We start from the raw sequence: 23656 nt of genomic DNA, 5'->3' as shown, positions 1-23656 counted from the left end.
CGGCGCATTCTAGAAAGCCCAGGCAACATTCCCTTCAGAAGCGATGGAATCCATGAAACGCCTATTCTTCCTGTTCGCCGTAGCGGCGCTTCTGTGTCAGTCCGGCTTGGCGGATGAGCCGTCAACAAGGACGGTTGGCGCCGCAGTAGAGCAGGCTCACGCGACGCTCTGGAGCAAGTTCATCGTCGCCGATGGGCTGATCCACGATTACGTGGGGGAGTTGCCGACGCCTGAGGATTGTGAGTTGGGCCGCCCCAACTCGATCGGCTGGTGGAGCCCGATTGAGAACGGGCCGATGTTCACCGGCACCTATCTGGTGGCGATCTGCGAGCGGGCTCGCCGCACTGGAGCCGCCGCCGATCGCGAAGAGGCGAAGCGACTGGCCACGGGATTATTGAAGTGTGCGTCGGTCTCAGACGTTCCTGGCTTTATCGCTCGCGGCGTTGGAACCGATGGAAAGTGTCACTACCCGCTCGGCTCGCAGGATCAGACCCACCCTTGGTTTTATGGGATGGAAGCGTACGCCAACAGCGGCATTCCTACGGACGAAGAGCGTAAGGTCGTCGTCGCCAAGATGGTTGAAGTCGCCAATGCGTTGGAAGCGGCTGACTGGAAGTGCCCGTGCGATGGGGCGTTCGCGGGGGAATTTCGCGGCGACTTCAAGCTGGACCGACATCATGGGGCGGTCATGTATCTCCACATTCTGAAAGCGATGCACCAGGTCACCGGCGAACCGGTCTGGCTCGAACGCTATCACGCCGCCGCGCAAGAACGATTCGTCGATAGCGGCAAGACCCGCATCGAAGTCTGCGCCGCCGGCTATCCTTACGACCGCGAACAGATCAAGAACATCGATCGGGGCCAGCTCTGGATCTACGTCGGTTCGCAAGGAGCGCTGGCGAAACTCGCCGAGTGGGAAACGGACGAACAGGTTCAAAGTCAATACCGCGCCGCGCTCGCCATCAACGCCCAAGGCGCCCAGGCCGTGATCGGCGACTACGCAACGTTCGACAACAACGACGACAAAGTCTTCGGCCATGCTCGCTGGCGCGAAGGCTATCCCGACTGGTTCCCCCAAACGACCCAAGCCGACGCCGAAAAGATGGCCTCCAAGCGAGACCCGAAAGTCCTGGGCGAGCGTAAGTACTACGAAGTCGCCCGGATGCGAAACCCGCTGGCCGCCGCCGCAATCATCGCCCTGGCCGGATACGAAGAAGGGTACGAACCAGTCCAAGCCGCGATCCGCCATTACGACTACGCCAAACTAAACATGGCGGAGTTCTTCTTTGCGGAGGTAGCGTACTACGCGCTGCCGCCGGCGAAACCGAACAACGCGCCCCAATAGTAGCCCGAAGCGCAAGCGAGGGAAATGCGGTCGCAAACCCATCGTCCCACGCAGCCTACTTCGTGAAGGTCGGCGGCGCAACGGTTCGCGTCGGCGGCGGCTTGATCGCCGACGCCGGCAAATAGAGCGGAATCTCGTCCGGACGCATGAACGGCGCACTCCCTTTGAGCGCGTAGTCGGGATTAAACGCGAACTTTGGTTGTTCGTTGGCGACCCACTGACGCACGCTCTTGATGAACGGCGCGTCCTTCTCCACGTTCAGCCCCATCGGCCGAAAGCCGCGCCGCAGCGCAGCGACGATCCGCTCGCGATTGGCTTCCGACTTCGAGCGTTCCCACGCATCGCACAGCACCAGCATTCCTCGTCGCTTCATGGCCGGCTGGTCCGAAATGGCGATCGCCCCTTCAATCGCCTGACCCAGTCCCATCCGATCCTCCGGACAATTGACCGCCAAAACCGCAGTCAGCGCTGCGTCGTCGTCCTTCGCGATCAGGGCGAAGAGGATGTCGTTTCTGACGCCGCGATATTGATTGCGCTGAAAATCAAGGCGAAGTTCCTCGACCAGCCGATCGTCATTCCGATCTTTGCTATCAAGGTATTGCTGGACGATCTTCCATCCAGCATCCGCTTGCACGCCGTAGTCCGCTTTGGGATTGTCGGACTTGGGGAAGTTCTGCGCCGCTTCGGCCGACGACTTGGCCAGCTGAGCGAGGATGCTGGGAGCTTGATCGCTCGGGGCGGAATCAGGCTCGGCGGAGGCGAGCGGCGCCAACAGTCCGAATGCGAGCGACAGCATCGCCGCGAAGAAGGTTCGCTGGGCACTCATCGCTATACCGTTTCAGAACGAATGGATGGGGGAGTTTCTCTAGGGGCAGTCTATCGCGACGTTCACTCCGCCGTCCATTGTTTTGGCAATTTTATAGTGGTTAGCGGCTGCAACAATTTCGCCAGTTTTCCCCTACCATCCACTGCTAAACGTAAAGCGAAATCGCCTCATCCCTCTGCGTGATCTTTTGTCGTAGCGCATCGAGACTATCCGCTACGACCGCGACTTCCTCATACTCCGGTTCGCCGCCCGCTACGATCGCCAAGTCGCGCTTTCGCACGCTGAGATGGGCGTAGCCGTTTTTGACCGACAATATCAGCGGGCAATGATTGTCCCAGAATTCGACGATGGATTGTCGCCAATCGGCGTCCTCCGCCGCGACCTCCAGGGAGTCGAGTTCCCATTGGTTCCAGAGAAACGCAGAGCCGGAGTCTCCTGCGAGTTCCGCGCTCGTCATAAACCAAGAAGTTTCGTCAGGCGAAACGACCCGAATCGTACCGGCGATAAACTGCCGAATGTCGGAAGGTAGCCACGGATACCGCGCGAGAAAAAAATCGGGCAGTGGACGATCAACGGCAGTTTCCTGTACATCCCAACCGGCGTCTCTCAATCCGGCGATCGCCGCTTCGTAATTTCTACCCATTTCTTTTACCGATTTTGTTACCTTCGCGCGATAAGACTGTCGTCTCTAGGACTCAACGAACTTGCCGTCGTTCACTAGGCGCCAATGTCGTACGTCATTGCCAAGTTCAGTTATTACAAAATGTCGTTGGCGCGCGTTGTCAAAGTCATCCGCCAATCGCTCGGAGGCTTTTTCATAGGTTGCTTCGATTGCGCGTTTGAAAGAAGCCTTGCTGCCCGCCTGCGAAACGCCCTTCGGCCGGAGCACGACGGTTTGCTGAACGACGCGCTTAAACGGGTTCCTTCGATCCAGTAGCTTGAGAAAATCGAAGGCGACAGGCTCTCCTTTCCAACTCGCGAGCAGCTTGAACTCGATCGCGATTTCCGGAGCTTCATAGCCTCCAATCGCGAAGTCAAGAAATCCGCCCTGCTTTCCATTCGTCGTTGGCATGTAATGCTCTTTCACCTTTATGTATTTTCCGTATCTGATACCGGCGGATTCCTTGTAAGTGGGCCATTCGGGATGGAACGTCGCATCCATTGTCGGCGCCAGTATTAGACGCTCGGACTGCATCGCGTGCGAAAAATAGTGGTGCAAATGCCGCTCGTTTAGGTGCGTCGTTTGCCTCGGCAAATTACTCAGCATTTCGTCGATGATAGCGATGACGCTGTCCCACGTTTGTTTCATGGTCGTCCAATCTTGGCGAGATTGAGATGGAAGGCGGCGTCTAAGAGCGACATCAGCCTGAGATTATTGGGATCGAAGTAGTCGTAAGCAAGATATTGGAATGGAATTGATGACATGCCGTAATGATATTCTCTCCAAAGATCGAACGTAAATCGCTGGTATGCCCCACACTTTACGATTGAGGCATGGCGCTAGCAAGCGTGAACGCCGGAAAAGAGCATGCTCGCTAAGGTGGGAGCGGCGTTGGGCTGATACTTTACAGTCGACGCCGGTCGAGCGGCGTTAAGGGGTGGGGGCGGGGGTCGAATCCACAATCGAGGTCGCGAGGGCAAAACTACTCAGGCTTATTTTTTTTCTAATTTTGGCCGAGGCGGATCTGGAAGGCCAATGCGCGATAGGAACGCAGCGAAGCGTTGGCAAATATCTTCTCGAAACAGGTCGGAGACTTTGCAGACCCAGTCCTTACCGTTCTTCTTCTTTTTCAAATACTCAACGCTTACCGAGAAGTAGTGCTTGAAATCGATTACCGAGTCAACGATCGGGACGTCATCACCAAACTTCAAATAGTGGTATCGCGGGGTTTGGTTGTTGTGGAGGAAGTCTCCCTGGGTTTTCTTCTTGTTGACGGTCTGCATCTTCATGCCGAGCTCGCTTAGGTGCTCTCCATTGTAGAAATGCTCAATATTGTAGAGCGGCGCAACCAGGACCGAGAACAGTCGCTTGTCCTGATTCGATACCTGCCGTCTTGAGAACCGATCAGTGTAGTCTTGGGCAAGATCGCAATCTTGCGTGAGCACAATCGCAAGCGGAAAGGCAATTTTGCTAATCTTCAGGCGGCCGTTTGACTCATGGACGCTTTCGATTAGGTCAACGTCTCGAAAAATATCTCCCTGACAAATCCTCGACCCCTTGCTCCGGTTTACTCTAATCATGACAGATTTCCGCGTTGATAGTCACGCGTCTTGGTTTGCTGGTTCCGTGTTGTTCCGCTTGCGATTGTATCTCTTGTTCGGAGTTGAGCATCGCGGCATTGGTGGTTGCCACATTGGACGCGCGCGGCGCAATAACAGAGTCGCCCGGAGTGACGTATTCCGATGAGAACGGTTCAGCGTCAGCCATACACTACCTCCATCTTTTTTCGCAGTTCGTCAGTGATTACTTGCTCAAACGCCGCTTTTGTTCGGTGATGGAATAAGTCGAGGTGGGCAGGTATCTCGTTTGGCTCCAGGAGCAATGTCGAAAATACATCAATGTCGAGCACGAAGACCTTTCTCTTGATTCGTGCTGGAAAATCCGGGTTTGCCATGCCGTATTGAAATCGAAGACGCGTCTCGTCGTCGTGTTGTATTTCCAATACGTGAAATGCTCTGGAAATTAAACGCGGTTCATCAGCGAGATTAAAAATCGTAAGCAAGTCTTTGTGTAAGTACTTCTCCCACTTTGTAGGATGCGGTTCATCCAAGTCGATGTGGTCGACGTACCGGAGCCCTAAACGCTTCACTTTGGCTTCCGGGTATGCAGCAAAGATTGCGTCGGCCATTTTCAGAAAGTCGGCTCTAAGCGAACTGTACTTGTTGTACTTCTTGCAGGAAAAAACGAAGCTCTTCTCGGAGATGGCAATCTTTTGGTGGCGAGATTTGCTACTGAACTCCCACTCTCGAATTTCACTGGTTTTCTCCAGTATCTCTTGATTGAGTCCAACGCCGATTTCCTTTTGTGTGGAGATCTTCAATTCCGGAATCGGGAACTTCTTTTTAAATGTCGCCACGACGTCACGCGTTGGCCCTTCTTTTTGAAGGCCAAGCGGTTCTGCGAAGTCAATTCGAGCGATGACTTTTACCAGGTAGTCTTTTTTGTATTTGAGAACGGTCTTGGTGTTGTGCGCAGGTGTTTTGGCCATCGGGCTTAGTGTCGAGATTCTATGGGCTCAGGATTTACTAGCTCGGGTGACATTCTAGTTGTCACCCATTGGAAGGTCGAGTAATTCCAACGAGACAAGTTGGTACTCATTCAGATTGGAATTTGGCGTTTTAGTGCCGGCGAGATTCACCAACGGAAACGCCGTTTCTGATAACGACGCTCGGTGCCGCCCATGACCGGAGGAATCCGGTAAATGGACCAGAGGCGTTTTGTGCACTGAATGCCGGGGTTTGGCAAAGTGTCTCTGTATCTAATTTGGAAAACTTCTCGTATCCAATTCAACAAAAAAAGGCGACACACGCGTTTTGCATGTGTCGCCATAAGTGGTTGATTCTAAACGAGTTAGAAGTGAGGTTGCTGGGGCTCGAACCCAGGACCTACGGATTAAAAGTCCGTTGCTCTACCGACTGAGCTACAACCTCGGGCGGGAAACATGCCAGTTTTTGCGATATTCGGTGGACCGTCAAGGGGGCGGGCTGCTCCACTGGGCTATCCAATGGAGAAATTACGGGAATGCCGGGTTCGCACTGGGGACGAATTCCGGAAAAAGGGGTTTTTGCCCTCCGGTGTTGGGGGGCTTTACCCGCTGCAGATGATGACATGGCTCTCGGAGAAGACATGCTCATCCGGCGAAGACGCCGCAAGAGCATGGCACCAGTCACCAGGGGCTCGTTTTACGTCAGGATGTCGTGGATGACGTGGCCGTGGACGTCGGTCAGGCGCATGTCGCGGCCGCTGAAGCGGAAGGTCAGGCGTTCGTGATCGACGCCCAACAGATGGAGCATCGTCGCGTGCAGGTCGTGGATCATCAGGCGGTTCTCAACCGTCTTGTAGCCGAACTCGTCTGACTTGCCGTAGCGGACGCCTCCTTTGACGCCGCCGCCGGCCATCCAGATGGTGAATGCGAATGGGTTGTGATCGCGGCCGTTGGCGCCTTGGGCGAATGGAGTCCGGCCGAACTCGCCGGCGAAGACGACCAGCGTCGAATCGAGCAGGCCCCGCTGCTGCAGATCTTGCAGCAGCCCGGCGATCGGTTTGTCGACCGTCTTCGAGTTCTTCTCGTGCCCATCCTTGAGGTTGCTATGTTGATCCCAGCGATCGCCGTTGCCGCCCGGGCAAGTCAGCTCGACGAAGCGAACGCCGCGTTCGATCAGGCGACGCGCGGTCAAGCATTGCCGCCCGTAGACCTGCGTGTTTTTGAACTCGTCGTTGATGCCGTACATTTCGAACGTCGCCGGCGTCTCGTCGCGGATGTCCATCAGCTCCGGCACCGCGGTTTGCATACGGTAGGCGAGCTCGTAGTTGCGGATCGCCGACTCCAGCTGATCGTCGCCGCCGGCGCTCGCCTGCGATGCACGATCGATTCGCTCGATCAGCCCGAGCTTGCTCTTTTGCAACTCGGCGGTTCGATCGGCAGGGCGAATGTTGGCGACCGGCGGATTGCCCGGATTGAAGATCGAGCCTTGATAGGCGGCGGGCAAAAAGCCGCTGTTGAAATTGTCGATGCCGCCCGGCGGAATCAGCCCGGCGTTGAGGACGACGAAGCCGGGGAGGTCCTGGTTTTCGCTGCCGAGACCGTACGTGGTCCAGGCGCCCATGCTGGGGCGACCTTGCAGACCGCTGCCGGTATGGAGGAAGTAGTTGGCGCTGGTGTGCTCCGGAAACTCGGAGGTCATCGAGTGGATCATCGCCAGCTTGTCGGCCTGCGTGCCGAGATGCGGAAAGAGATCGCTGATCGGCAGCCCGCTCTCGCCGTACTGATTGAACTTCCAGAGACTGGCCAGCGTGGCGCCGTTGTTGTTGAACTGCGTCGGCTCGGTCTTGGTCGGAAACGGCTTGCCGTCGTACTTGGCCAGCTCCGGCTTCGGATCGAAGGTGTCGACCTGCGAAGGCCCGCCGTCCATGTAGAGGAAGATGACGTTCTTCGCTTTGGCGGTGTGATGCGGGGCCGACGAATGGTCAGAACCGGCGAACGCCTTGTCGCCGAGCAGCGCATGGAGCGCGACCGACGCGAACCCGCACGAGGCTGATTTCAGCAAGGCGCGACGCGTGAGCGGCTGCGAACGAAATCGATGGCAATGCGACATAACGGCTCTGACTAGCGGAGGTAAATGAAGTCTTTGACGTTGAACAAGGCGTGGGCGACGTCGCCCCAGATCTCGGGATGGGCGCTGGCCGCTTCCGGCGAAAGCTGCATTTGCTCGGCTCGCTCGGCGAAGTAAGCGGAAACGGCCGCCGCTTCGGCGTCGAACGGCGGACGACCAAGCGCGGTTACAAACATCGCTTCAATCCGTTTTTCACGCGACTCCTCTTGATGTGCGACGGCAGAATCCCAGTGAGGCGCCTCTTGCCGTGCGACAGCAGCGCCCCAGCGCTGCGCTTCGGCGTAGATCATGGGATCGTTCAGCAGGATCAACGCCTGGGCAGGGACGTTCGATTGGTTCCGTTTGCCGACGGTCGAAGCCGGTTGCGGCACGTCGAAGGCGAGCATCGTCGGCGAGAGGAAGTTGCGGCGGATCGAGAGGTAAACGGAGCGGCGGCCATTGCCGTCGATCGGACCGCTGGCCGGACGACCGCGACCTTGCATGAACTCGGTCAGGTAGGTCGGCACGCTATGTCCGTACATTTGCCGATCAAGCCGCCCGCTGATGGCGAGGACTTCGTCCCGGATCGCTTCGCCGGTCAAGCGACGAATCCGCATCCGGTGGAGGAGCTTGTTGTCAGGATCGAGCGTTTCCTCGGGACCGCCCGGCTCGCTCGACATGGCGTAGGTTTGCGTCAGCACGATGCGGCGGATCATCCGCTTCATCGACCAGCCGTCGGCGATGAACTCGTTCGACAAGTAATCGAGCAGCTCCGGATGCGTCGGCTCTTCGCCGAGCACGCCAAAGTTATCGACCGAAGCGACGATGCCGCGACCTGTAAGATGATGCCAGAGGCGATTGACGATCACCCGCGACGCGAACGGATTGTCGGGCGACATCATCTGTTGGGCCATTTGCAACCGACCGCTGCCGAGGGCGTCAAACTCGTGACTGCCGCCGAGTGCGACCGGGAGGCCACGTTGGGCTTCGTCGCCCAAATTGCGGGTGGCGCCGCGGATCATGACTCGTTCGTTCTCGCCCGATCCGTCCCACATCGCCGGCGCCATCCGCGAGCGGAAGCGAATCTGGCTGACCAGTTCGGTCTGTTTCGCTTGATGATCGGCGGCAAGTTGTCGGAGTTTCACATCGAGGTCGCGATCATGATCGAAAGCGAGAGCGCGGTTTTTCACGACCCAATCGGCCAGCGGCGCTGCGGCGGTTTGCTGGGCGTTGCCGATCGCGTCGAGCAGCGAAGCGGCGAACGCTGCGGAGAGCGCTTCGTCGGTCAGCGGTTGGCCGGCCAGTTTCGCCGCGACGAACGAACCGGTGGATGGCGCCGCGTAGGTCGGCGTCACGGCGCCTTCGGCGACTTGCAGCACTTCGAGCGGCTGATCGTCCTTGGGAGTAAACTCCAGGTGAATTCGATGTCCTTGATAGTCGCGAAGATCCTGCGTGATCCAGCGCGGGCCTTCTTTCGGATCGATGTTGAACGAATGGAGCGACGCGCCATGCAGCGGACCGTTGATCATGCGATGCGAATCAATCACGGCGAAGACGAGGCCGCTGCCGCGAACCAGGTAATAGACGCGGCCATCGGTCAGCTCGAACGTTGGGGTGCGGAAGGTGCGTCCCCCTTGATCCCAGCCGGAGAGTCTCCCTTGGTCAGGCTGCACCCCATCGCCGCGAGCCAGCTGGTTCCAGCGAGCGTCCCGAACGGCGGCGCCGGCGGTGCGAACTCCCTGCGGCAGCCCTTCGGCCGAAAGTTCCAACTGGCCGATTCGCTGCGGCCCTGTGCCAAAGGCGTAGCCATTGGCGCGCCACTGCGTTTCGGTCGCGGTGGCGAAGTCGATCACCTGCTGCATGTCAGCGGCCGATTGCGCGGCCGGCGTGGTCAACGAGCCGACGAGTTCGGCTCGCTGGTCTTCAGCAGCGCTGGCGAGTTTGCCAAACGGATGGAGGGGGTGCTGTGGATTGTCCGCTGCTTGTTGCAATTCGCGGACGAGCGGCGAAAGCTGTTCGACGCGAACCCCATGCTCTTCGGCGATTTTGGCGCGGTCGGCGTCTTTGGTTTTCAGCACGGCGATTGCGGCGGCGAAGAGGGATTTCCAGTTCGATTGGCGAGCGGCGGCCGCTTCACGGAGGAGCGAGTTTTGCCCGCTTTGCGTATGCCGATCGAGGTCGGTCAGTTTGGCGGCGACCTGGCCGTTCTGCTCCATCGTCTCGAAGCGGACCTGGCGATACTCCGAGCTTTGCAGGAAGCCGAACTGACGGTAGTAGTCGGCCTGAGAGATCGCGTCGAACTTGTGGTCATGGCAGCGAGCGCAAGCGATCGTCAGGGCCATGAACGATTTGCCCATCACGTCGACCATATTGTCAAAGCGATCGGCTTCGTCCTTGCGGATGTCGACCGGCGAGTGAACCCATTCGCCGAGATGCCAGAAGCCGGTCCCCAGGATCGACTCGTTGTACTGTTCGTCCGGATGGAGACGCGGTTGCTCCAGGAGGTCGCCGGCCAGATGTTCGATCACGAACTGGTCGTACGGCAGGTCAAGATTGAGCGCGCGGATGACGTAGTCGCGGTACTCGTGAACGTTGGGGATGTCATAGTCGAACTCATGCCCGCGCGATTCGCCGTAGCGCATCAAGTCGAGCCAATGGCGGGCCCACTTCTCGCCATACTGCGGCGAAGCGAGGAGACGATCGACAACCACCTCTTTCGCTTGCGGCGTTTCGTCGGCGAGGAACGCGTCGATCTCGGCCGGCGTCGGCGGCAAGCCGATCAGGTCGAAGTAGACGCGGCGGAGCCAGGTTCGCTTGTCGGCGACGCTATTCGGCTGGAATTTGTTTTGTTCGAGCTTCGCCAGGATGAAGCGATCGATGTCGTCCCGCGGCCAATCGGCGTGCGTCACTTTCGGCGGCAGCGGATGCGAGAGCGGCTGCCAGGCCCAGTGCTCCGACTTGCGAGCGTCAATGTCGAACGCCTTTTTGACGAACTCAGGCGCGGCCTCTTCTTTCGGCCAGGGGGCGCCCATTTTGACCCAGCGGGTGAGGACGGCGATCTCGGCGTCGGGCATCTTGGTCTTGGGGGGCATCTCGTAGAGCTCGCCCCAGTTGATCGCGTCGATCAAGAGGCTCTTCTCGGGATTGCCGGCTTCGATCGCGGCGCCGGTATCGCCGCCGGCCAGGATGGCGGCGCGGGAGTCGAGACGGAGACTGCCGGCCGCTTCTTCAGCGTCGGCGCTATGGCATTCGTAGCAGTGACGGACCAGGAGCGGACGGACTTCTTTTTCAAAGAACTCCACGTCAGCTTCGGGGAAGTCAGGCGCCGGCTCGGCGGCCGTGCCAGGCGTCGCCCCAAGTGCGGCGAGCGAAATCAACAACGAAGCGGCGATGCAGCGCGACATGCGGCGACTCGTCAGGCGGGAGGAAGGCGAAAAGGGCCGAGGTGGGAATCGAGCGGAAGGCCGCCGATTTCCCCTCATCGTAGCCGCCTAAGGAGGGCGGGTCAAAGTAGAAAGGGGATACGGCAGTCATTAACTGCAAGTTCAGACGTCGTCGTCCTCAGTCTCTTTGTGAGGCTTGCCGCTGGGGCCGGTCAGTTCTTCCAGCACGTCGGCAAAAACGCTGTAAGGCCCTTCGCTGTAAAGGACGAAGCGAATCAGCCGCGGCTGCGTGTGAAACTTGAACCATAGGATCGACGTCTTCAGCGCAATCTCGGCCGCCAGATCGAGCGGATATCCATAAGCCCCACAACTGAGGGCCGGCAGAGCGATGCTCGTGGCGTCATGCGTTGCGGCCAGCTCGAAGCAGCGCTTGTAGGCCGATTCCAGTTCCTTCTCTTCATGGGCGTGGCCCCCTTGCCAGATTGGCCCAACGGCGTGAATCACATACCTAGCCGAAAGGTTTCCAGCCGAACTAATTACTGCGCTGCCAGTGGGGCAGCCGTGGGGATAGCGATGCCGCGTCTCTTCCATGATCGAAGGCCCCCCGGCTGCGTGGATGGCCCCATCAACGCCCCCTCCGCCAGCCAGCCGACTGTTGGCCGCGTTGACGAGGATGTCGACGTTTTGTTCGGTAATGTCGCCAATAGTTAGCTCAATACGCTGGTTTCCCCATCTTCTCTCCATTAAACTTCTCCCTGCGCCAGTCGGTTTGATTACGCCAATTTTAAGACTTAATTGGGTCGAAGCGAAATTTCTGCCGATGAGAGAGATGACCCAATCTAGATTCGCCCGTAAGCAGATGAGAACCGCCGATATGCGACAATGCCTGACCCTTGTGGGCCTGACCATTCTGGCAGTTGCGACGCTTGCTAGCGCCTGCGCCGCTCGCGATATCTACGTCGATAATCTGCGCGGCGACGATCATCACGCGGGACGCTCTCCGGAACTGGGCGAAAACTCCGACGGGCCATGTCGCTCGATCTGCAAAGCGCTGCGGATTGCGTGCATGGGGGACCGGATCGTCCTGAAGAATAACGGCATCCCTTATCGCGAGTCGATTACCTTCCAGTCGGAACGCCACAGCGGCTTCTATCCCGGCAGTCCTTTCATTCTGGAAGGGAACGGCGCGACGCTGGACGGTTCGGCGCTGGTGCCGATCGACGCGTGGGAAGTGGCCGGGCCCGATCTCTATCGCTTCAGCCCCTGGCGAAAAGCGTACAACATCCTGTTCCTCGACAACAAGCCGCTCGAAAAAGCGGATGTGCAGAGCGACGCCGATCTCGCCAAGATGCAGCCGATGCAATGGGCGCTGCACGAAGGGTACATCTACTTCAAGTCGGAAAAGGACCTTGGTCTCGGCGGGTATCGCTTGACCTACACCGGGCTGACGGTCGGCATCACCTTGTATGACGTGCGGTTCGTCGAAATCCGCGGTCTGACCGTGCAAGGCTTTCAGCTCGACGGCATCAACGCCCATGACAATGCGTTTGAAATTGATCTGAACGGGATCACCGCTCGCGGCAACGGACGGAGCGGCATCTCGGTCGGCGGCGCTTCGCGGGTTACCATTCGCGACGCGCTGGTCGGCAACAACGGCGTCGCCCAGGTCCGTACCGAAGGCTTCTGCCGCGTGGTGATTTCAGGAAGCGATTTGCTCGATAACACCGCCCCTGCGATTGATCGCGTCGGGGGAACGGTGATCGTTGACGGTCAACTCTATGAGCCTCTTCCACCGGCGGTGCAACAAGCGTCGGCCGAAATGCCGAGCGACGAAGAGCCCACCTACTCCGATTGGGCGCAAGTCAACTATTTGCAGCAGACGCTGCTGCACCTTGACGTGATTACTCGCTAACGGCCGAGCATTCGGTCGGGATGTCGACGTACGCTTCCTCTTTGTGCGGGTGCTCCTGCTCTTCTTCCGCTTCGTGCATTAGCACTCCGACTTCCTTGCGGTAGATCCAGTAGTAAACGACGCCGACCAGAGCCATCAAGATCGTGATCACGCGATAGCCAAGGGCCACGATCGTTCCCATTCCGTCCGTCGCCGGCGGAGTCGGCACATGCTGGTAGAGATAGTTCATCGCTAGTTCAAACGTTCCCATCCCGCCGGGAGCGATCGGCAGCGCCGCGAAGAGCATCGAAAGCGGCACAATCACCAGATGTTCCAGCAAGCTGGGGGCGTCGGCGAACAGGCCTTTGGCGATGCAGAAGAGCGAGAGTGCGAACAGGCAGTGAATCGACAAGCTGATCACGGCGATCGTGGTTAGCACCATCGGTTGGCGGCGATAGAGCCGGATCGCGTCGATCACGTTGCCGATTTTCGGGCCGACTTTCGGGAGGCTGCGGAGAAACTCGGAGACGCTTCCCCGCGTGAAGCCGGGCAGCAGAATCATGCCGACTCCCAGACCGCCGACGATCGTCAGGCCGTAAATGATGTTCAGGGCGGTCAGCATCGCGGTGTCGGCCGACGAGCGATCGATCGCCAGCGTCGCCAGCGAAGTGACGACCAGCAGCGCGTAAAGGCCGATCATTCGGTCGACGACGACGGTCGCAAAGGCGGCGGCGCGGCTTTGGGGATACTCGCGGGCGATGAAGATCGCCTTGAACAGGTCCCCCCCGACGCTGCCGGCGCCGACGAAGTTAAACAGAAAGCCCAGGAACCCGAGCCGGAGCGCATCGGTCACCCGAAATGGCATCTCGAGCGCAACCACCAGCAGTCGCCACCGAAGGAACGTGCAGACGAGCGCGGTCATCGCCAGGAAGAACGCCAGCGTCAGAAGTCCCCAGTTTTTGGGCGAATCGACGATCTGTTGCAGTTCGGCGCCGTGATGCACCACCAGATCGCGGATCAAATAGGTCAAAATTCCTGCGGGAACCGCGAACTTCAGCAGGGCGAAAAGGGTCTTCTTAAACAAAACTCAGGTCCACGTAACGAGTTAAAAAATTTCGCCGAGAGCGATTCTGCCCCGTTGGCGTCCTTGACACTGACCGGGTCGGTTGATAATTTTAGTTCTTTGTCGCTGGACTTGCTGACGACGTAAGGTAACTTCCGAAGTCGATGGCGAACAGTTCAACTGTTTCCAGCTGCAAAACAGCCGGGGGATTAGCTCAGCTGGGAGAGCGCTTGCATGGCATGCAAGAGGTCGCAGGTTCGATCCCTGTATCCTCCACTAAAAAGGTCGTTTGCGATAAGTCGCAGGCGGCCTTTTTTTATGCACTTTGCGGGAGAAGAGCGGGACTGGTAGCGGTTGTGCAGGTCATTCCAGCCGGGCCAGCGCATAAAAAAAGACTCCCTGGTCGGTGACCAAGGAGTCCGGTTATCCGCGGAACTAGCCGAGTCGCGGCGAGCTTCGGTTCGCTCGCCGGGTGCGGGCTTACAGTTCGATCTCGATATGGTTGTTGCCCCCTTCGCCGACGACCGCTTCGATCGTCTTTCCCTTGCTCGCTTCGACCGGGGCCGGCGCCGGTTTCTGGGGATCCAGCTCGGCGGCTTTCGCCGTGCCGGCCTTGGCGCCGCCGATCACTTCGACGCGATGCGTGCCGGGAACAGCGCCCGGTTTGCCGGTCGAGTAGAAGAGAGAGAAGTTGCCGCTCTCATCGGTATGGCCGTACGACGTTGCGCCATCGCCAACCGGAGAGAACTCGACGCTGGCGCCGACAAACGGAACGCCATCTTTGGTGACTGTGCCGGTCACTTTATGCAGGCCTGGCCCGGATGACGAAAAGCATCCGCCGGCCAGTAGGGTCGCGGCGATCAGCGCCGCGGTGGAAGTGCGTTGGATCATGAACTTTCCTGCGAAGGATGAATGATTCAGGAAGAACACCAGCCTGCGGCCGCAGCGCTTCGACGGCGGCGGCAGGACTATCGACGAAGACAGATTAGTACTCTTCGAGCACGTTGCCGTCGCAGCGATTGGCCAGATTCTTCAGCGTCGTCAAGTTCGTGTTTTCGGTGACGAAGTGGACCGAGCCGTCGCCATAGACGAACTGGGCGCCGCCGGGGTGAGCCGACGTGAAAATCGTGTGGTGTCCCGAGCGACCGCCGTAGGTCGGATTGTTGCCGGTACCGAGCGGATTGTTGTAGCCGGAGGTATGGGCGTAGTTGATGCCGACGCGGATGGAGGAGAGTCCTTCCCAGTTGCCGTACCACGATCCGTTGCCGTTGTGACCGCCGCCGCCGCTCCACGCGCCGCCGCGATGCAGGTATTCGCGCGAATCGTACAGCGTGACGTTGCCGGACGAATCGAGCGACTTAATCTGGTTCGACTCTTCGCCGATCGCCAGCGTGTTGCTCGTGCCGTCAGTGACGTCCTTGAACGCGACCGTTCGTGAGTTCCATTGATCGAGCGCGACGAAGATGCCGTTGTAGTCGTTCATTCCGTGATAGCCGATCCAGTGCGACGGAGGAGTAGGGCCGTTGTAGCCGCCGGCGACGCCGACGTAATCGGCGACTTGATATTCGACTTCAGCCGGGCAGCCGTCCGATTGCATCGCGCTCGACGCGGCTTGCTTTTTTCGATGTTCCATTGGGTTCGACGGGCAAACGAGCGAATCGACGTACAGCGTCGTCGTCACGCGCCAGTTGCGGTCAAAGCCAATACCGGTCCAGTCGCTGTTGACGAACGTGCATTGCTCATACGCCGCCGATTGTTCGATGAACGGCCACAGGCGAACCAACCAACTCGCCGGACGACTGCTGGTGCTGGTCGCAAAATGTCCCGGCGGAAATTGTTGATGCGTGTCGTGATAGTTGTGCAGCGCGATGCCGAGCTGCTTCAGATGATTGCTGCATTGCATCCGACGGGCCGCTTCGCGGGCTTGTTGCACAGCTGGCAAGAGCAGTGCGATCAAGACGCCGATGATCGCAATCACGACCAGCAGTTCGACCAGCGTAAAACCTTTGCGGAAATTGGTAGACTTCACAGTAGACTCTCACGGGAATGAAACAATGGAATGACGCTACGGGGAGGGCGGCGCCCAAACAAGAGGCAAGCGATTTGGCAGGCCTCATGTGCCGACGCGGAACCTGGTCGTCGGCTATTGGGCCTGCGATCATTCGCAAACAAACGTAAGGGATTGGTTAATATAAATAACGGATTCTCGTTAGAATTGGCTCTAACCTTGGGTTTATTGCGGTAATTGTCATCAAGCGGAAAGTAGCGGAACTATTTCAAAAAGCCTGTTGGCATGAAATGTCGTTGCCCACTCTTTTCGCGTGCGATAATGGCTTCTTTTTTCCCTCTTCTCCGCAGGCTCGAATTCTGCGGCGAACCGCTCCTTCAGTCGAAGTGGAATCGATGGCTGATACCTCGTTGCTGCTGATGCTGGACGAAGTCCGCACCATGACGCTCCGTCACTTGGAAGGAGTGACCGACGCCGAGTCGCGCTTCGCGCCGCCGGGACTATCCAATTCCATCCTGTGGCATGCCGGCCATATCTACGTCGTCGTCGAACGCTTGACGATGGAGCCCCTCGGCCGCGAGCCGATCGCACCCGAGGGCTGGATCGACCTGTTCGGCTGGGACAGCCGCCCCGGCGAAACGCCGCCGGAGAAGTTTCCGCCTCTTGGCGAAGTGGTCCCGCAACTACAATCGCAACATGTCCGTTTGAGCGAGATGCTCGCAGAGTTTAGCGATGCGGAACTCTCCGCACCGCTCGCGGAACGCCCCGACCGAACCGCACGCCATCTCATCCTGCATGGCTTTCAGGACGAAGCGTCGCACAAGGGAGAAATCTGGTTGTTGAAGAAGCTCTGGGCGCGCCACGGCGCATAAACACGGAATCCGATTTGTAGGTCAGGCCTTGGCCAGACGAATAGGCTCGACGACCATTTGGCGTATGGCATGACGACGAATTCCAGCAACGTTGACGCCGCGAGTAGTGAAGAGCCTCTCCCCCGCCCTTCGGTTTGGCTTGTATTGCATTCGCTGATCTCAATTGGCGCAGCGCTTTTGTTTGTTGCGATTGCGGCAGCGACGATTGTCGCTAGTTGGAATCCCTGCGATAAGATCGCCGCCGTCTTGCTCGGGACGCCATGCATCCTATTCGTATTAGCGCAATACCGAGGTACCTTTCGCCGTAATGCGACGTGCGCGCTGCAAGCTGCACTCTGTCATACGGTAATCGCATGTTTTGGAATGTTGATCGGCCCGACGTATTTCGTTCACCATTCAATGGACGTCGTATGGGTGGCAGCCGTGGGGGTCTTCTGCGTGATCGGCGTTCCGCTCAACTTTTTTTGGCGAGATCGCTTGCAACGCGCCGCCGCTCAAGGAGTCTCGCTCCGCTCGAACTATCAATTCACATTGCTAGAGCTTGTGGTCTTTACGGGAATCTTCGGCGTTACCTTGGCTGTCGCTGTGGATGCGATTCGACATTCGCACCCGCAAACCGCCGAGCATGTCGCCGCCAGCTACGCACCCTTTCGGCTGCCGCCTGGAGCAAGCGACGTTTCGTACCATTGTCGTATTCGTAGCGGTCGGTGGGTTGAGTTCACCGTTGACGAGCCGGAATTGATCGAATGGTTCGAGGCAGGCGACCTTGCCTTTCAGGACGAGTCGCTAGGTGTGAAGTTGCGAGAAAGTGGTCTCTTTTTAAGCGTTGACCGTCCAGGCGAACTTTCTGGGCCAACTTCGATCACTATTAAAAATGGCCTGCGCGCTGGTTGGTCCGAGGAAGGGAACGGATTCAAGTTGTACTATGACCGGGATACGAAGCGGGCCTACTACAACGTCTTTTTCGACTAACCGCCGCTTTCATTCCCGCAGGTATTTACCCACTTCTGCATCGCCGCCGCCGAGTCCCGCGCAAAACGCTTCTGCAATCGCCGCATATAAGGATGAGCCGCTTTCGCCAGCAAACTGTGCGGACGCGAGAAGGCGAGGATGTCGTACCAGACGGCGCCGTCGTCGTCCATTTCGACCAGGAACCGCTCTTCGCCGGACTCGGCATGTGCGGCGAGCGTTCCATAGGCGAAACCAAAGCGAGACGTATCCTCCTTAAACTCGATCGTCCGAACGATGCGGCAGGCGTTCAGCCACCAGCAGCCTCCGGCCCAAGCGACGATCGCCACCGGCGTGCCGACTTCGAGTTCGAACTCGGCTGGGATCGCGGCGACCCAGCCGAGATCAAACTGTTTCCAGCGCAAGAGCCCATCGATCGCTTGGACGAACGCCGCTTCGCCGCGGCCTAACAAGACGCGCGTGTGATCAACTTGGTAACCAGACGGCGGCGTCGCGAGAGTCGCGCCGACCGCATTGTACGTCAGATCGGATGCGGCGGCCGCTTGCAGAAAGGCTTGGATCGCGGCGTCACTTGGCTTTAGGATCGACGGCATGGCATCATAGCCCGAGGCGCGAGCCGAGGGAATGTGGATCGAAGTTGGCTAAAAGCAGAGATACCAATATTAGCTGAAGACCGCATGCCCTTGCTGGCGCGGCGGGCTAGTTTTTGGGGGCGTTCGCCTTCTTCTGAAATAGCTCTAGCCATGCCAGCGTGATCGCATTGCCGATCGTCTTTTCGCCGGTGCGATATTCCTCCGGCGTCTTGCCCCAATAGAAGCCGATCCAGCCGCTCGCTTGCGGTTTGGACTCGTCGATAAACTCGCTTAGTTGTTCCGGCGAACAGGCGAGCGGAAACATCTCTTCGATAACGACTGGTTTGCCGATCGCGGCGAAGCCGGCCAGCGTTTCGAGCGCTTCGGCTTGTTTGTCCTGCTTGGGATAGAGATGGACCGCGATGAAGTCGAGCGGGCCGGCGACCTTTGCGGGGACGAAGCCGGAGGTGAGCCCCGGTCGATCGAGACTCCAGGGAACGAGTCCGACTGTGATCAGGTGCGTCTTATCGTGCGCACGAATCGCGGCAACCAGCGTATTGATCCAGGCCAACGCCACGTCGGGACGTTCGCGATCGGCCCGATCGCGGGTGATGAACTGCACAAAGAACTTATCGCCCAGTCCTGGCCCGAGCCAATTCTCTTGCGGCTTGTTGCCGCCGGGGACGACCGGTTCGTTCATCAGGTCGTAGCAAAAGACCGCCGGGCTCGCGGCGCAGGTTTCGGCGACGGCGCTCCAAAACGCGGCCTGCGTTTTCCACCGCGTCGCCTCGTCCATTTCGTCGTACCACGCGGGGATATCTTGCTTGTGATAACAACCGAGCCCGGTCAGATCGAGATAAAGCTCTTGCTGCTCGGCTAGTTCCAGCAGCTTCGTCAGTTGCGCCAGCGCTTGCGAATTCGGCTTCTCCGCCGTTTCCATGAATCGGCCAAGTTGCAGATGAATGCGAACGACGTTGGCGCCGAGCGCTTTCATCTCGGCGAAATCTTCTTCCACCGTTTTCCACTCGTCGTTCCAGTAATCTTCCAACAGCCGGCCTTGGCCATCATGGTCGTAGTTGAATCCCCACGGGGTAAACGGCTTTCCGGAGGCTGCATAGACGAAGCCATGCCCGTCGCTGGAGATTTTGATCGGCTCCATCGCCGTCGCAAAGGCTGCGCAGCTGAGCAGCCCAACGGCGCTGGTGAGGAAGATGGCGGCAAAGCGGTTCATGGCGATTACTCCTGGGGCGAAGAGGGAAAAGCGATCGTCGTCATCTTGCCGTAACCGGCCGGCCACTTGCTGGTCACTTCGACTTCACCGACCAGGTCGGAGGCGTCGAGTTCGGCGCTATAGTCCTGCTGCAGTTTGCCGGTCTGATCGACGTAAATCTTCGCCAGGTATTTGCCTGGGGGAAGCTTTAGCGAAGCGATCTCCTTGGCGGCGGCGCTGTCGCGCGGTGCGATCAAGCTGAGCGAGTGTTGCCACAGGTTCTGCGGTCCGAAAATGAGCCGATCGGAAGTGGCGACCCGCTCGGTCGACCAACCGGAATCGGTGGCGCGATAGAGATCGACTTGCAGCAGTTGCTTGTCGTACTTGGCAGGGACGCCGGTGAGCTTCAGCCAGATTTCGGTGATGTAGGAAACTTCGTCCGACGGCTGGGGGATTTCCGCGGCAGTCGCATAGCCGCCGTGCGCCATCTGCGCGTAGTCGTCGATAAAGCGGCGAAACTGTTTGTAGGTTCGATCGCCGGCAACTGCCTTTTGTCCCCCGCCATGTTCAACTTGCAGCGTCGGCTTTTGCAGCAGCAAGCTCTTTTCCGGCTCGGTGGCGTTGATCAGGTCGGCGTTCAGCATGCGATCGAGCGTCGCCTGAGGATCGTTGAGGACGATCCACGAGACTTGTTCGCCATGCTCGGCGACTTGCTTTTGATTTCGATCGGGCGAATGGCACGCGGCGCAGCGTCCCACTTCGTGCCAGATGTTGTCGACGAACGAGGCCAGAACCTGATCGCGGCGCGCATGGCGAATCGACTCGATCGGCGCCTGCGGTCCAATCGGCTGACCATCGGCCGCCACGTTCAATAGATCAGGCTGCGCGACCGCGGCAATGATCCACTCGCGAAACGCGGCATATTCCTGCTCGCGCACCTTCTGGTTGATCAGCGGCGAACCTGGCGGAGTGCGCTGGATGAACTTCAAGATCTTCGATTCATCCGGACGCTTCGCGTCGATCAATCCGGCGGCGACCAAATTGGCGAACGTCGCTTCCTGACTCGGCAGGATGTAATCCTGCAGGTGGACTCCGCTCAGATGGCACTCGGTGCAGCTCGAAGGATTCTTCGATTGAAAGATCGGCAAGATCCGCTGCACGAAGATTTGCTGAGCCGTTTGGGGATCCGCGGCCGTTGTTGCCGCGGCGCCGCTTGTGGTTGAAATCATCGGCGCGACCGGCGCCGTTGCCGTCGGAGTCGTTACCGGAGCCGATTCATGACTACAGGCCGTCAATCCAGAGCAGACCAGCAGCGAGAGGAGCAAACGTGACATCTGGGGGCGTTCCGGCAAAGCAGGGGAGGAGCAGAACAGCTTCGATTGTGGCGTGCGGAGGGAGGAGAAAGCAAGCTTTCGCCGCAAAGTCGGCCGGGTACCGGCAATTACCGGACTCGGCATTCGATTTGCGGTTCCTTCTGATGCGTCGTGATCTCCCCATTTACGACGAGTTTGGGCGAAGATCACGGTCGCGCGGTAACCAGAGTGCGTCAGAAGCGTTCAAGGAGACTCATCATGAACCATTGCATTAAGATCAACGATGAAGTGACGGTCGGTCCGCAACCGAACGAAGCGGAGATTGAAGAGCTGAAATGTCAAGGTTTCCGGACCATTGTCAACTTCCGCGAAGATGGGGAAGACAATCAGCCGAGCGCGCTGCTGAACGAAAAAGGGTGGGTGGTCGCCGCGGAGATGGAGTACCTGCACTTGCCGGTCTCGCCTCAAGGGATGTCTCCCCAAGCGGTCGACGAGTTTCGGGAGAAGTACCCCTATCTGCCGAAGCCGATCTACGCTCATTGCGCCAGCGGAAAACGGGCCGGTGCGATGGTGATGATGCGCCAGGCGTGCCAGCACGGGATGTCAGGAGATGAGACGTTGGAACAAGCCAAGCGAATGGGTTTCCAATGCGATAAGCCGAAGCTGATGGAGTTCGTCAAGAACTACGTCGACCGCCATTCGCATGTTGGCGAAACGTAACGGATTTTAACGTCCGACATGAGATTTGACGTTTGCCGGCGCAGCGGCGGGTGTATGATGAATTGCACCACTTCATGCGTTTTTTGGGAGATCGTCATGAACGATTCTGCTCCCGCGGGCGAAGCTCTAAGCGAAGGAAACGCACCTCCCGCCGCTCCGTCGACCGCTGTCGGCCGCTGGCTGAGAACGATTTCCGCCGTCGCCGTTTTGGCGATCGTGATGATCTGCGTCCTTTATTTCATTGGCAGTCGCCCGATCCACTACAGCGCCGAAGTGAAGATCCTGGCGCCGCCGGAAAAAATCTTTCCCTACCTCACCGAGCCTGACTTGCTGGTGAAGTGGATGACCGATGTTGTCGAAGTCCGGCCTATTTCTGGCGAAGATCATCAGGTGGGAGCGACCGCCGCTGTTGTCGTTGAAGCCAACGGCGACCGGTTTGAAATGGAAAGCGAATTGCTGAAGGAAGTCCCCAATCAAGAGTTGGAGGTACAGCTGACCAGCGATATGTTTGTGATTGTCAGCGACTATCAGCTTAAGCCGAACGGGCGCGAAACGACTGTCTCTCTTGACATGGTTGCGAACTACAAAGGAATCGCTTGCGTCATGGCGCCGTTGATGGGGAGCTCGATTCAAGAGAAGCTGGAGGCTGACTTTAATCTGCTGCGGGAGGAGGTTCAATCGGGCTCGATCAGCGAATGATCGCCGCTTCGCCTTGTCGTAACGAGGCGGCTCAATTACTCTTGCATCCAACGCAGGCTCCTCGTCGCTTGCGATCGATCGCAGGAGATTCCGCTACATGCCATTTCGTTGGGACTATCGGCAGCACGTCTCGCTCGCGTGGTTCGTGCTGAAATGGCTGGTGATCTGTCTGCCGGTGGGGATCGTCGTCGGATCGGCGGTCGCTCTCTTTCTCTGGTCGCTCAATGTGGTGACCCTGACCCAGTGGGATAACCCCTGGCTCCTCTATTTGCTGCCGTTGGCCGGGATCGCCTCGGGGCTGATGTACCACTACCTCGGCCGCGAAGCGGAAGGGGGAAACAACCTGATCATGGAGCAAATCCATGAGCCTGGAGGCGGCGTGCCGCTGCGGATGGCGCCGCTGGTCTTGATCGGGACATTGATCACTCATCTCTTCGGCGGATCGGCCGGTCGTGAAGGGACCGCGGTGCAGATGGGGGGGAGTCTCGCCGGTGGCATTGGACGACTCCTTAAACTGACGCCTGACGAAATGCGGATCTTGCTCTCGGCCGGCGTCGCGGCTGGTTTTGGCGCCGTCTTCGGTACGCCGCTGACCGGCGCGATCTTCGCCGTCGAAGTGATCGCGATTGGCCGGATGAGTTACAAGGCGATCATTCCCTGTCTGATGGCCAGCGTGATTGGCGACCAGGTCAACACCGCGTGGGGAATCGGGCACACGCATTATCACATCGCCTTCTCGACCGAGATCACCAGCAGTCTCTCCGCCGTTTCGCTTGACTGGGGGCTGACCGGCAAAGTGGCGATCGCGGCGATCTTCTTCGGCCTGGCGAGCGTACTGTTCGCCGAGCTGACGCACGGCATTAGCTGGACGGCGAAACGATTCATCCCGGTACCCTGGATGCGCCCCGCGATCGGCGGCTGCGTGGTGATCGCACTTGTCTGGCTGGTCGGAACGCGCGACTACCTCGGGCTTGGCGTTTCGTCGCATCCACCGGATGCGAATCGAATCTGCATCGAGTCCTGCTTTCACGTCGGCGGCGCCCATTGGCTTAGCTGGTGGTGGAAACTCCTCTTTACCGCGGTCACGGTTGGCAGCGGATTCAAAGGGGGCGAAGTGACGCCGTTGTTCTTTGTCGGCGCAGCGCTAGGAAGCGTCCTCGGCGTCGCTCTTGGCGCCCCGGTCGATCTAATGGCGGGTCTCGGCTTCGTCGCCGTCTTCGCCGGAGCGACCAACACGCCGCTCGCCTGCACGATTATGGCGATCGAACTTTTTGGGCCCGGTCATGGCGAACTGCTTAGCAGCGGCTTCGTCGTCTACGCGGCGGTCGCGTGTTTCCTGTCGTACTTCCTGAGCGGCAATTCAAGCATCTACCACGCCCAGAAGCGGGACGAAGAAGAGCCGCAACGCGAAGTCGAACAGCTGCCGGAAACGGATTAGGTCCGAACACTAGCCCGCAGCGCAAGCGAGGGAA

The 23656-nt window shown here is 58.7% G+C and carries 22 protein-coding genes and 2 tRNA genes; 8 read left to right on the top strand and 16 right to left on the bottom strand.

The features are described 5' to 3' along the window. Positions 1 to 52: 52 nt before the first annotated feature. On the top strand, positions 53 to 1345 hold the full coding sequence (locus LOC68_RS13300; RefSeq protein ID WP_230219295.1) for a hypothetical protein: 1293 nt from the start codon (positions 53 to 55) through the stop codon (positions 1343 to 1345). 55 nt (positions 1346 to 1400) lie between these two features. Here LOC68_RS13300 and LOC68_RS13295 read toward each other — a convergent pair whose 3' ends face one another. The 10 genes from LOC68_RS13295 to LOC68_RS13250 form a co-directional block, all read right to left on the bottom strand. Then, positions 1401 to 2171 carry a hypothetical protein gene (locus LOC68_RS13295; protein ID WP_230219293.1) on the bottom strand — a complete coding sequence of 257 codons (771 nt, stop codon included), beginning with the start codon at positions 2169 to 2171 and terminating at the stop codon, positions 1401 to 1403. 145 nt (positions 2172 to 2316) lie between these two features. After that, on the bottom strand, positions 2317 to 2814 hold the full coding sequence (locus LOC68_RS13290; RefSeq protein WP_230219291.1) for a hypothetical protein: 498 nt from the start codon (positions 2812 to 2814) through the stop codon (positions 2317 to 2319). A 45-nt stretch (positions 2815 to 2859) separates the two neighbouring features. After that, positions 2860 to 3480 carry a hypothetical protein gene (locus LOC68_RS13285; RefSeq protein ID WP_230219288.1) on the bottom strand — a complete coding sequence of 207 codons (621 nt, stop codon included), beginning with the start codon at positions 3478 to 3480 and terminating at the stop codon, positions 2860 to 2862. A gap of 344 nt (positions 3481 to 3824) precedes the next feature. Further along, positions 3825 to 4412 carry a hypothetical protein gene (locus LOC68_RS13280; protein WP_230219287.1) on the bottom strand — a complete coding sequence of 196 codons (588 nt, stop codon included), beginning with the start codon at positions 4410 to 4412 and terminating at the stop codon, positions 3825 to 3827. Further along, entirely contained in the window at positions 4405 to 4599 is a 195-nt protein-coding gene (locus LOC68_RS13275) for a hypothetical protein (protein WP_230219286.1), read from the bottom strand. Before LOC68_RS13275 ends, LOC68_RS13280 begins: the two co-directional genes overlap by 8 nt. Next, the gene (locus tag LOC68_RS13270; RefSeq protein WP_230219285.1) at positions 4592 to 5380 is read right to left on the bottom strand and encodes a TIGR04255 family protein; all 789 of its coding nucleotides are present in this window, start codon (positions 5378 to 5380) and stop codon (positions 4592 to 4594) included. Before LOC68_RS13270 ends, LOC68_RS13275 begins: the two co-directional genes overlap by 8 nt. Positions 5381 to 5749: 369 nt before the next feature. Next, positions 5750 to 5822, bottom strand: a tRNA-Lys gene (locus LOC68_RS13265). A gap of 252 nt (positions 5823 to 6074) precedes the next feature. After that, a complete protein-coding gene (locus tag LOC68_RS13260) occupies positions 6075 to 7487 on the bottom strand; it encodes a DUF1501 domain-containing protein (protein WP_230219283.1) in 1413 nt (470 codons plus the stop codon). Between the two features lie 11 nt (positions 7488 to 7498). Continuing rightward, positions 7499 to 10888: a PSD1 and planctomycete cytochrome C domain-containing protein gene (locus LOC68_RS13255; RefSeq protein WP_230219280.1), complete on the bottom strand. Its 3390-nt coding sequence runs from the start codon at positions 10886 to 10888 to the stop codon at positions 7499 to 7501. Positions 10889 to 11029: 141 nt separating this feature from the next. Then, positions 11030 to 11611 carry a macro domain-containing protein gene (locus tag LOC68_RS13250; protein WP_230219279.1) on the bottom strand — a complete coding sequence of 194 codons (582 nt, stop codon included), beginning with the start codon at positions 11609 to 11611 and terminating at the stop codon, positions 11030 to 11032. Positions 11612 to 11696: 85 nt separating this feature from the next. Between LOC68_RS13250 and LOC68_RS13245 the strand changes: the two genes are divergently transcribed. Then, a complete protein-coding gene (locus LOC68_RS13245) occupies positions 11697 to 12779 on the top strand; it encodes a right-handed parallel beta-helix repeat-containing protein (RefSeq protein ID WP_230219278.1) in 1083 nt (360 codons plus the stop codon). On the opposite strand, the gene LOC68_RS13240 is transcribed toward LOC68_RS13245, so the two are convergent. Beyond that, positions 12769 to 13842: a lysylphosphatidylglycerol synthase transmembrane domain-containing protein gene (locus tag LOC68_RS13240; protein WP_230219276.1), complete on the bottom strand. Its 1074-nt coding sequence runs from the start codon at positions 13840 to 13842 to the stop codon at positions 12769 to 12771. The two genes, LOC68_RS13245 and LOC68_RS13240, sit on opposite strands and share 11 nt — an antisense overlap. 182 nt (positions 13843 to 14024) lie before the next feature. Here LOC68_RS13240 and LOC68_RS13235 point away from each other — a divergent pair. After that, positions 14025 to 14097 (top strand) — tRNA-Ala (locus LOC68_RS13235). Between the two features lie 204 nt (positions 14098 to 14301). Here LOC68_RS13235 and LOC68_RS13230 read toward each other — a convergent pair. Together LOC68_RS13230 and LOC68_RS13225 are read right to left on the bottom strand one after the other, a co-directional pair. Next, positions 14302 to 14712, bottom strand: a complete 411-nt coding sequence (locus tag LOC68_RS13230) for a carboxypeptidase-like regulatory domain-containing protein (RefSeq protein ID WP_230219274.1) — start codon at positions 14710 to 14712, stop codon at positions 14302 to 14304. Between the two features lie 94 nt (positions 14713 to 14806). Next, a complete protein-coding gene (locus LOC68_RS13225) occupies positions 14807 to 15850 on the bottom strand; it encodes a DUF1559 domain-containing protein (RefSeq protein ID WP_315858799.1) in 1044 nt (347 codons plus the stop codon). Between the two features lie 374 nt (positions 15851 to 16224). On the opposite strand from LOC68_RS13225, the gene LOC68_RS13215 reads away from it, so the two are divergent. Next, positions 16225 to 16701, top strand: coding sequence for a DinB family protein (locus LOC68_RS13215; RefSeq protein WP_230219272.1), 477 nt, complete (start codon positions 16225 to 16227; stop codon positions 16699 to 16701). 414 nt (positions 16702 to 17115) lie between these two features. Continuing rightward, the gene (locus LOC68_RS13210; protein WP_230219270.1) at positions 17116 to 17673 is read left to right on the top strand and encodes a hypothetical protein; all 558 of its coding nucleotides are present in this window, start codon (positions 17116 to 17118) and stop codon (positions 17671 to 17673) included. Here LOC68_RS13210 and LOC68_RS13205 read toward each other — a convergent pair. From LOC68_RS13205 to LOC68_RS13195, 3 genes are all read right to left on the bottom strand, one after another. Continuing rightward, the gene (locus LOC68_RS13205; protein WP_230219268.1) at positions 17670 to 18263 is read right to left on the bottom strand and encodes a DUF1990 family protein; all 594 of its coding nucleotides are present in this window, start codon (positions 18261 to 18263) and stop codon (positions 17670 to 17672) included. The genes LOC68_RS13210 and LOC68_RS13205 overlap by 4 nt on opposite strands. A gap of 106 nt (positions 18264 to 18369) precedes the next feature. Further along, positions 18370 to 19473 carry a cellulase family glycosylhydrolase gene (locus tag LOC68_RS13200; RefSeq protein ID WP_230219266.1) on the bottom strand — a complete coding sequence of 368 codons (1104 nt, stop codon included), beginning with the start codon at positions 19471 to 19473 and terminating at the stop codon, positions 18370 to 18372. A 5-nt stretch (positions 19474 to 19478) separates the two neighbouring features. Further along, positions 19479 to 20786: a hypothetical protein gene (locus tag LOC68_RS13195; protein ID WP_230219264.1), complete on the bottom strand. Its 1308-nt coding sequence runs from the start codon at positions 20784 to 20786 to the stop codon at positions 19479 to 19481. 237 nt (positions 20787 to 21023) lie between these two features. Between LOC68_RS13195 and LOC68_RS13190 the strand changes: the two genes are divergently transcribed. From LOC68_RS13190 to LOC68_RS13180, 3 genes are all read left to right on the top strand, one after another. Next, on the top strand, positions 21024 to 21485 hold the full coding sequence (locus LOC68_RS13190; protein WP_230219263.1) for a beta-lactamase hydrolase domain-containing protein: 462 nt from the start codon (positions 21024 to 21026) through the stop codon (positions 21483 to 21485). A 96-nt stretch (positions 21486 to 21581) separates the two neighbouring features. Further along, the gene (locus LOC68_RS13185) at positions 21582 to 22184 is read left to right on the top strand and encodes an SRPBCC family protein (protein WP_230219262.1); all 603 of its coding nucleotides are present in this window, start codon (positions 21582 to 21584) and stop codon (positions 22182 to 22184) included. Between the two features lie 97 nt (positions 22185 to 22281). Next, entirely contained in the window at positions 22282 to 23622 is a 1341-nt protein-coding gene (locus LOC68_RS13180) for a voltage-gated chloride channel family protein (protein WP_230219261.1), read from the top strand. Positions 23623 to 23656: the final 34 nt, after the last annotated feature.

Origin of the sequence: Blastopirellula sediminis, from assembly GCF_020966755.1 — a bacterium.
Classification (GTDB): Bacteria; Planctomycetota; Planctomycetia; order Pirellulales; family Pirellulaceae; genus Blastopirellula; species Blastopirellula sediminis.
Note: the sequence above shows the minus strand (reverse complement) of the source record. Positions and strands in the feature narration are given on the sequence as shown.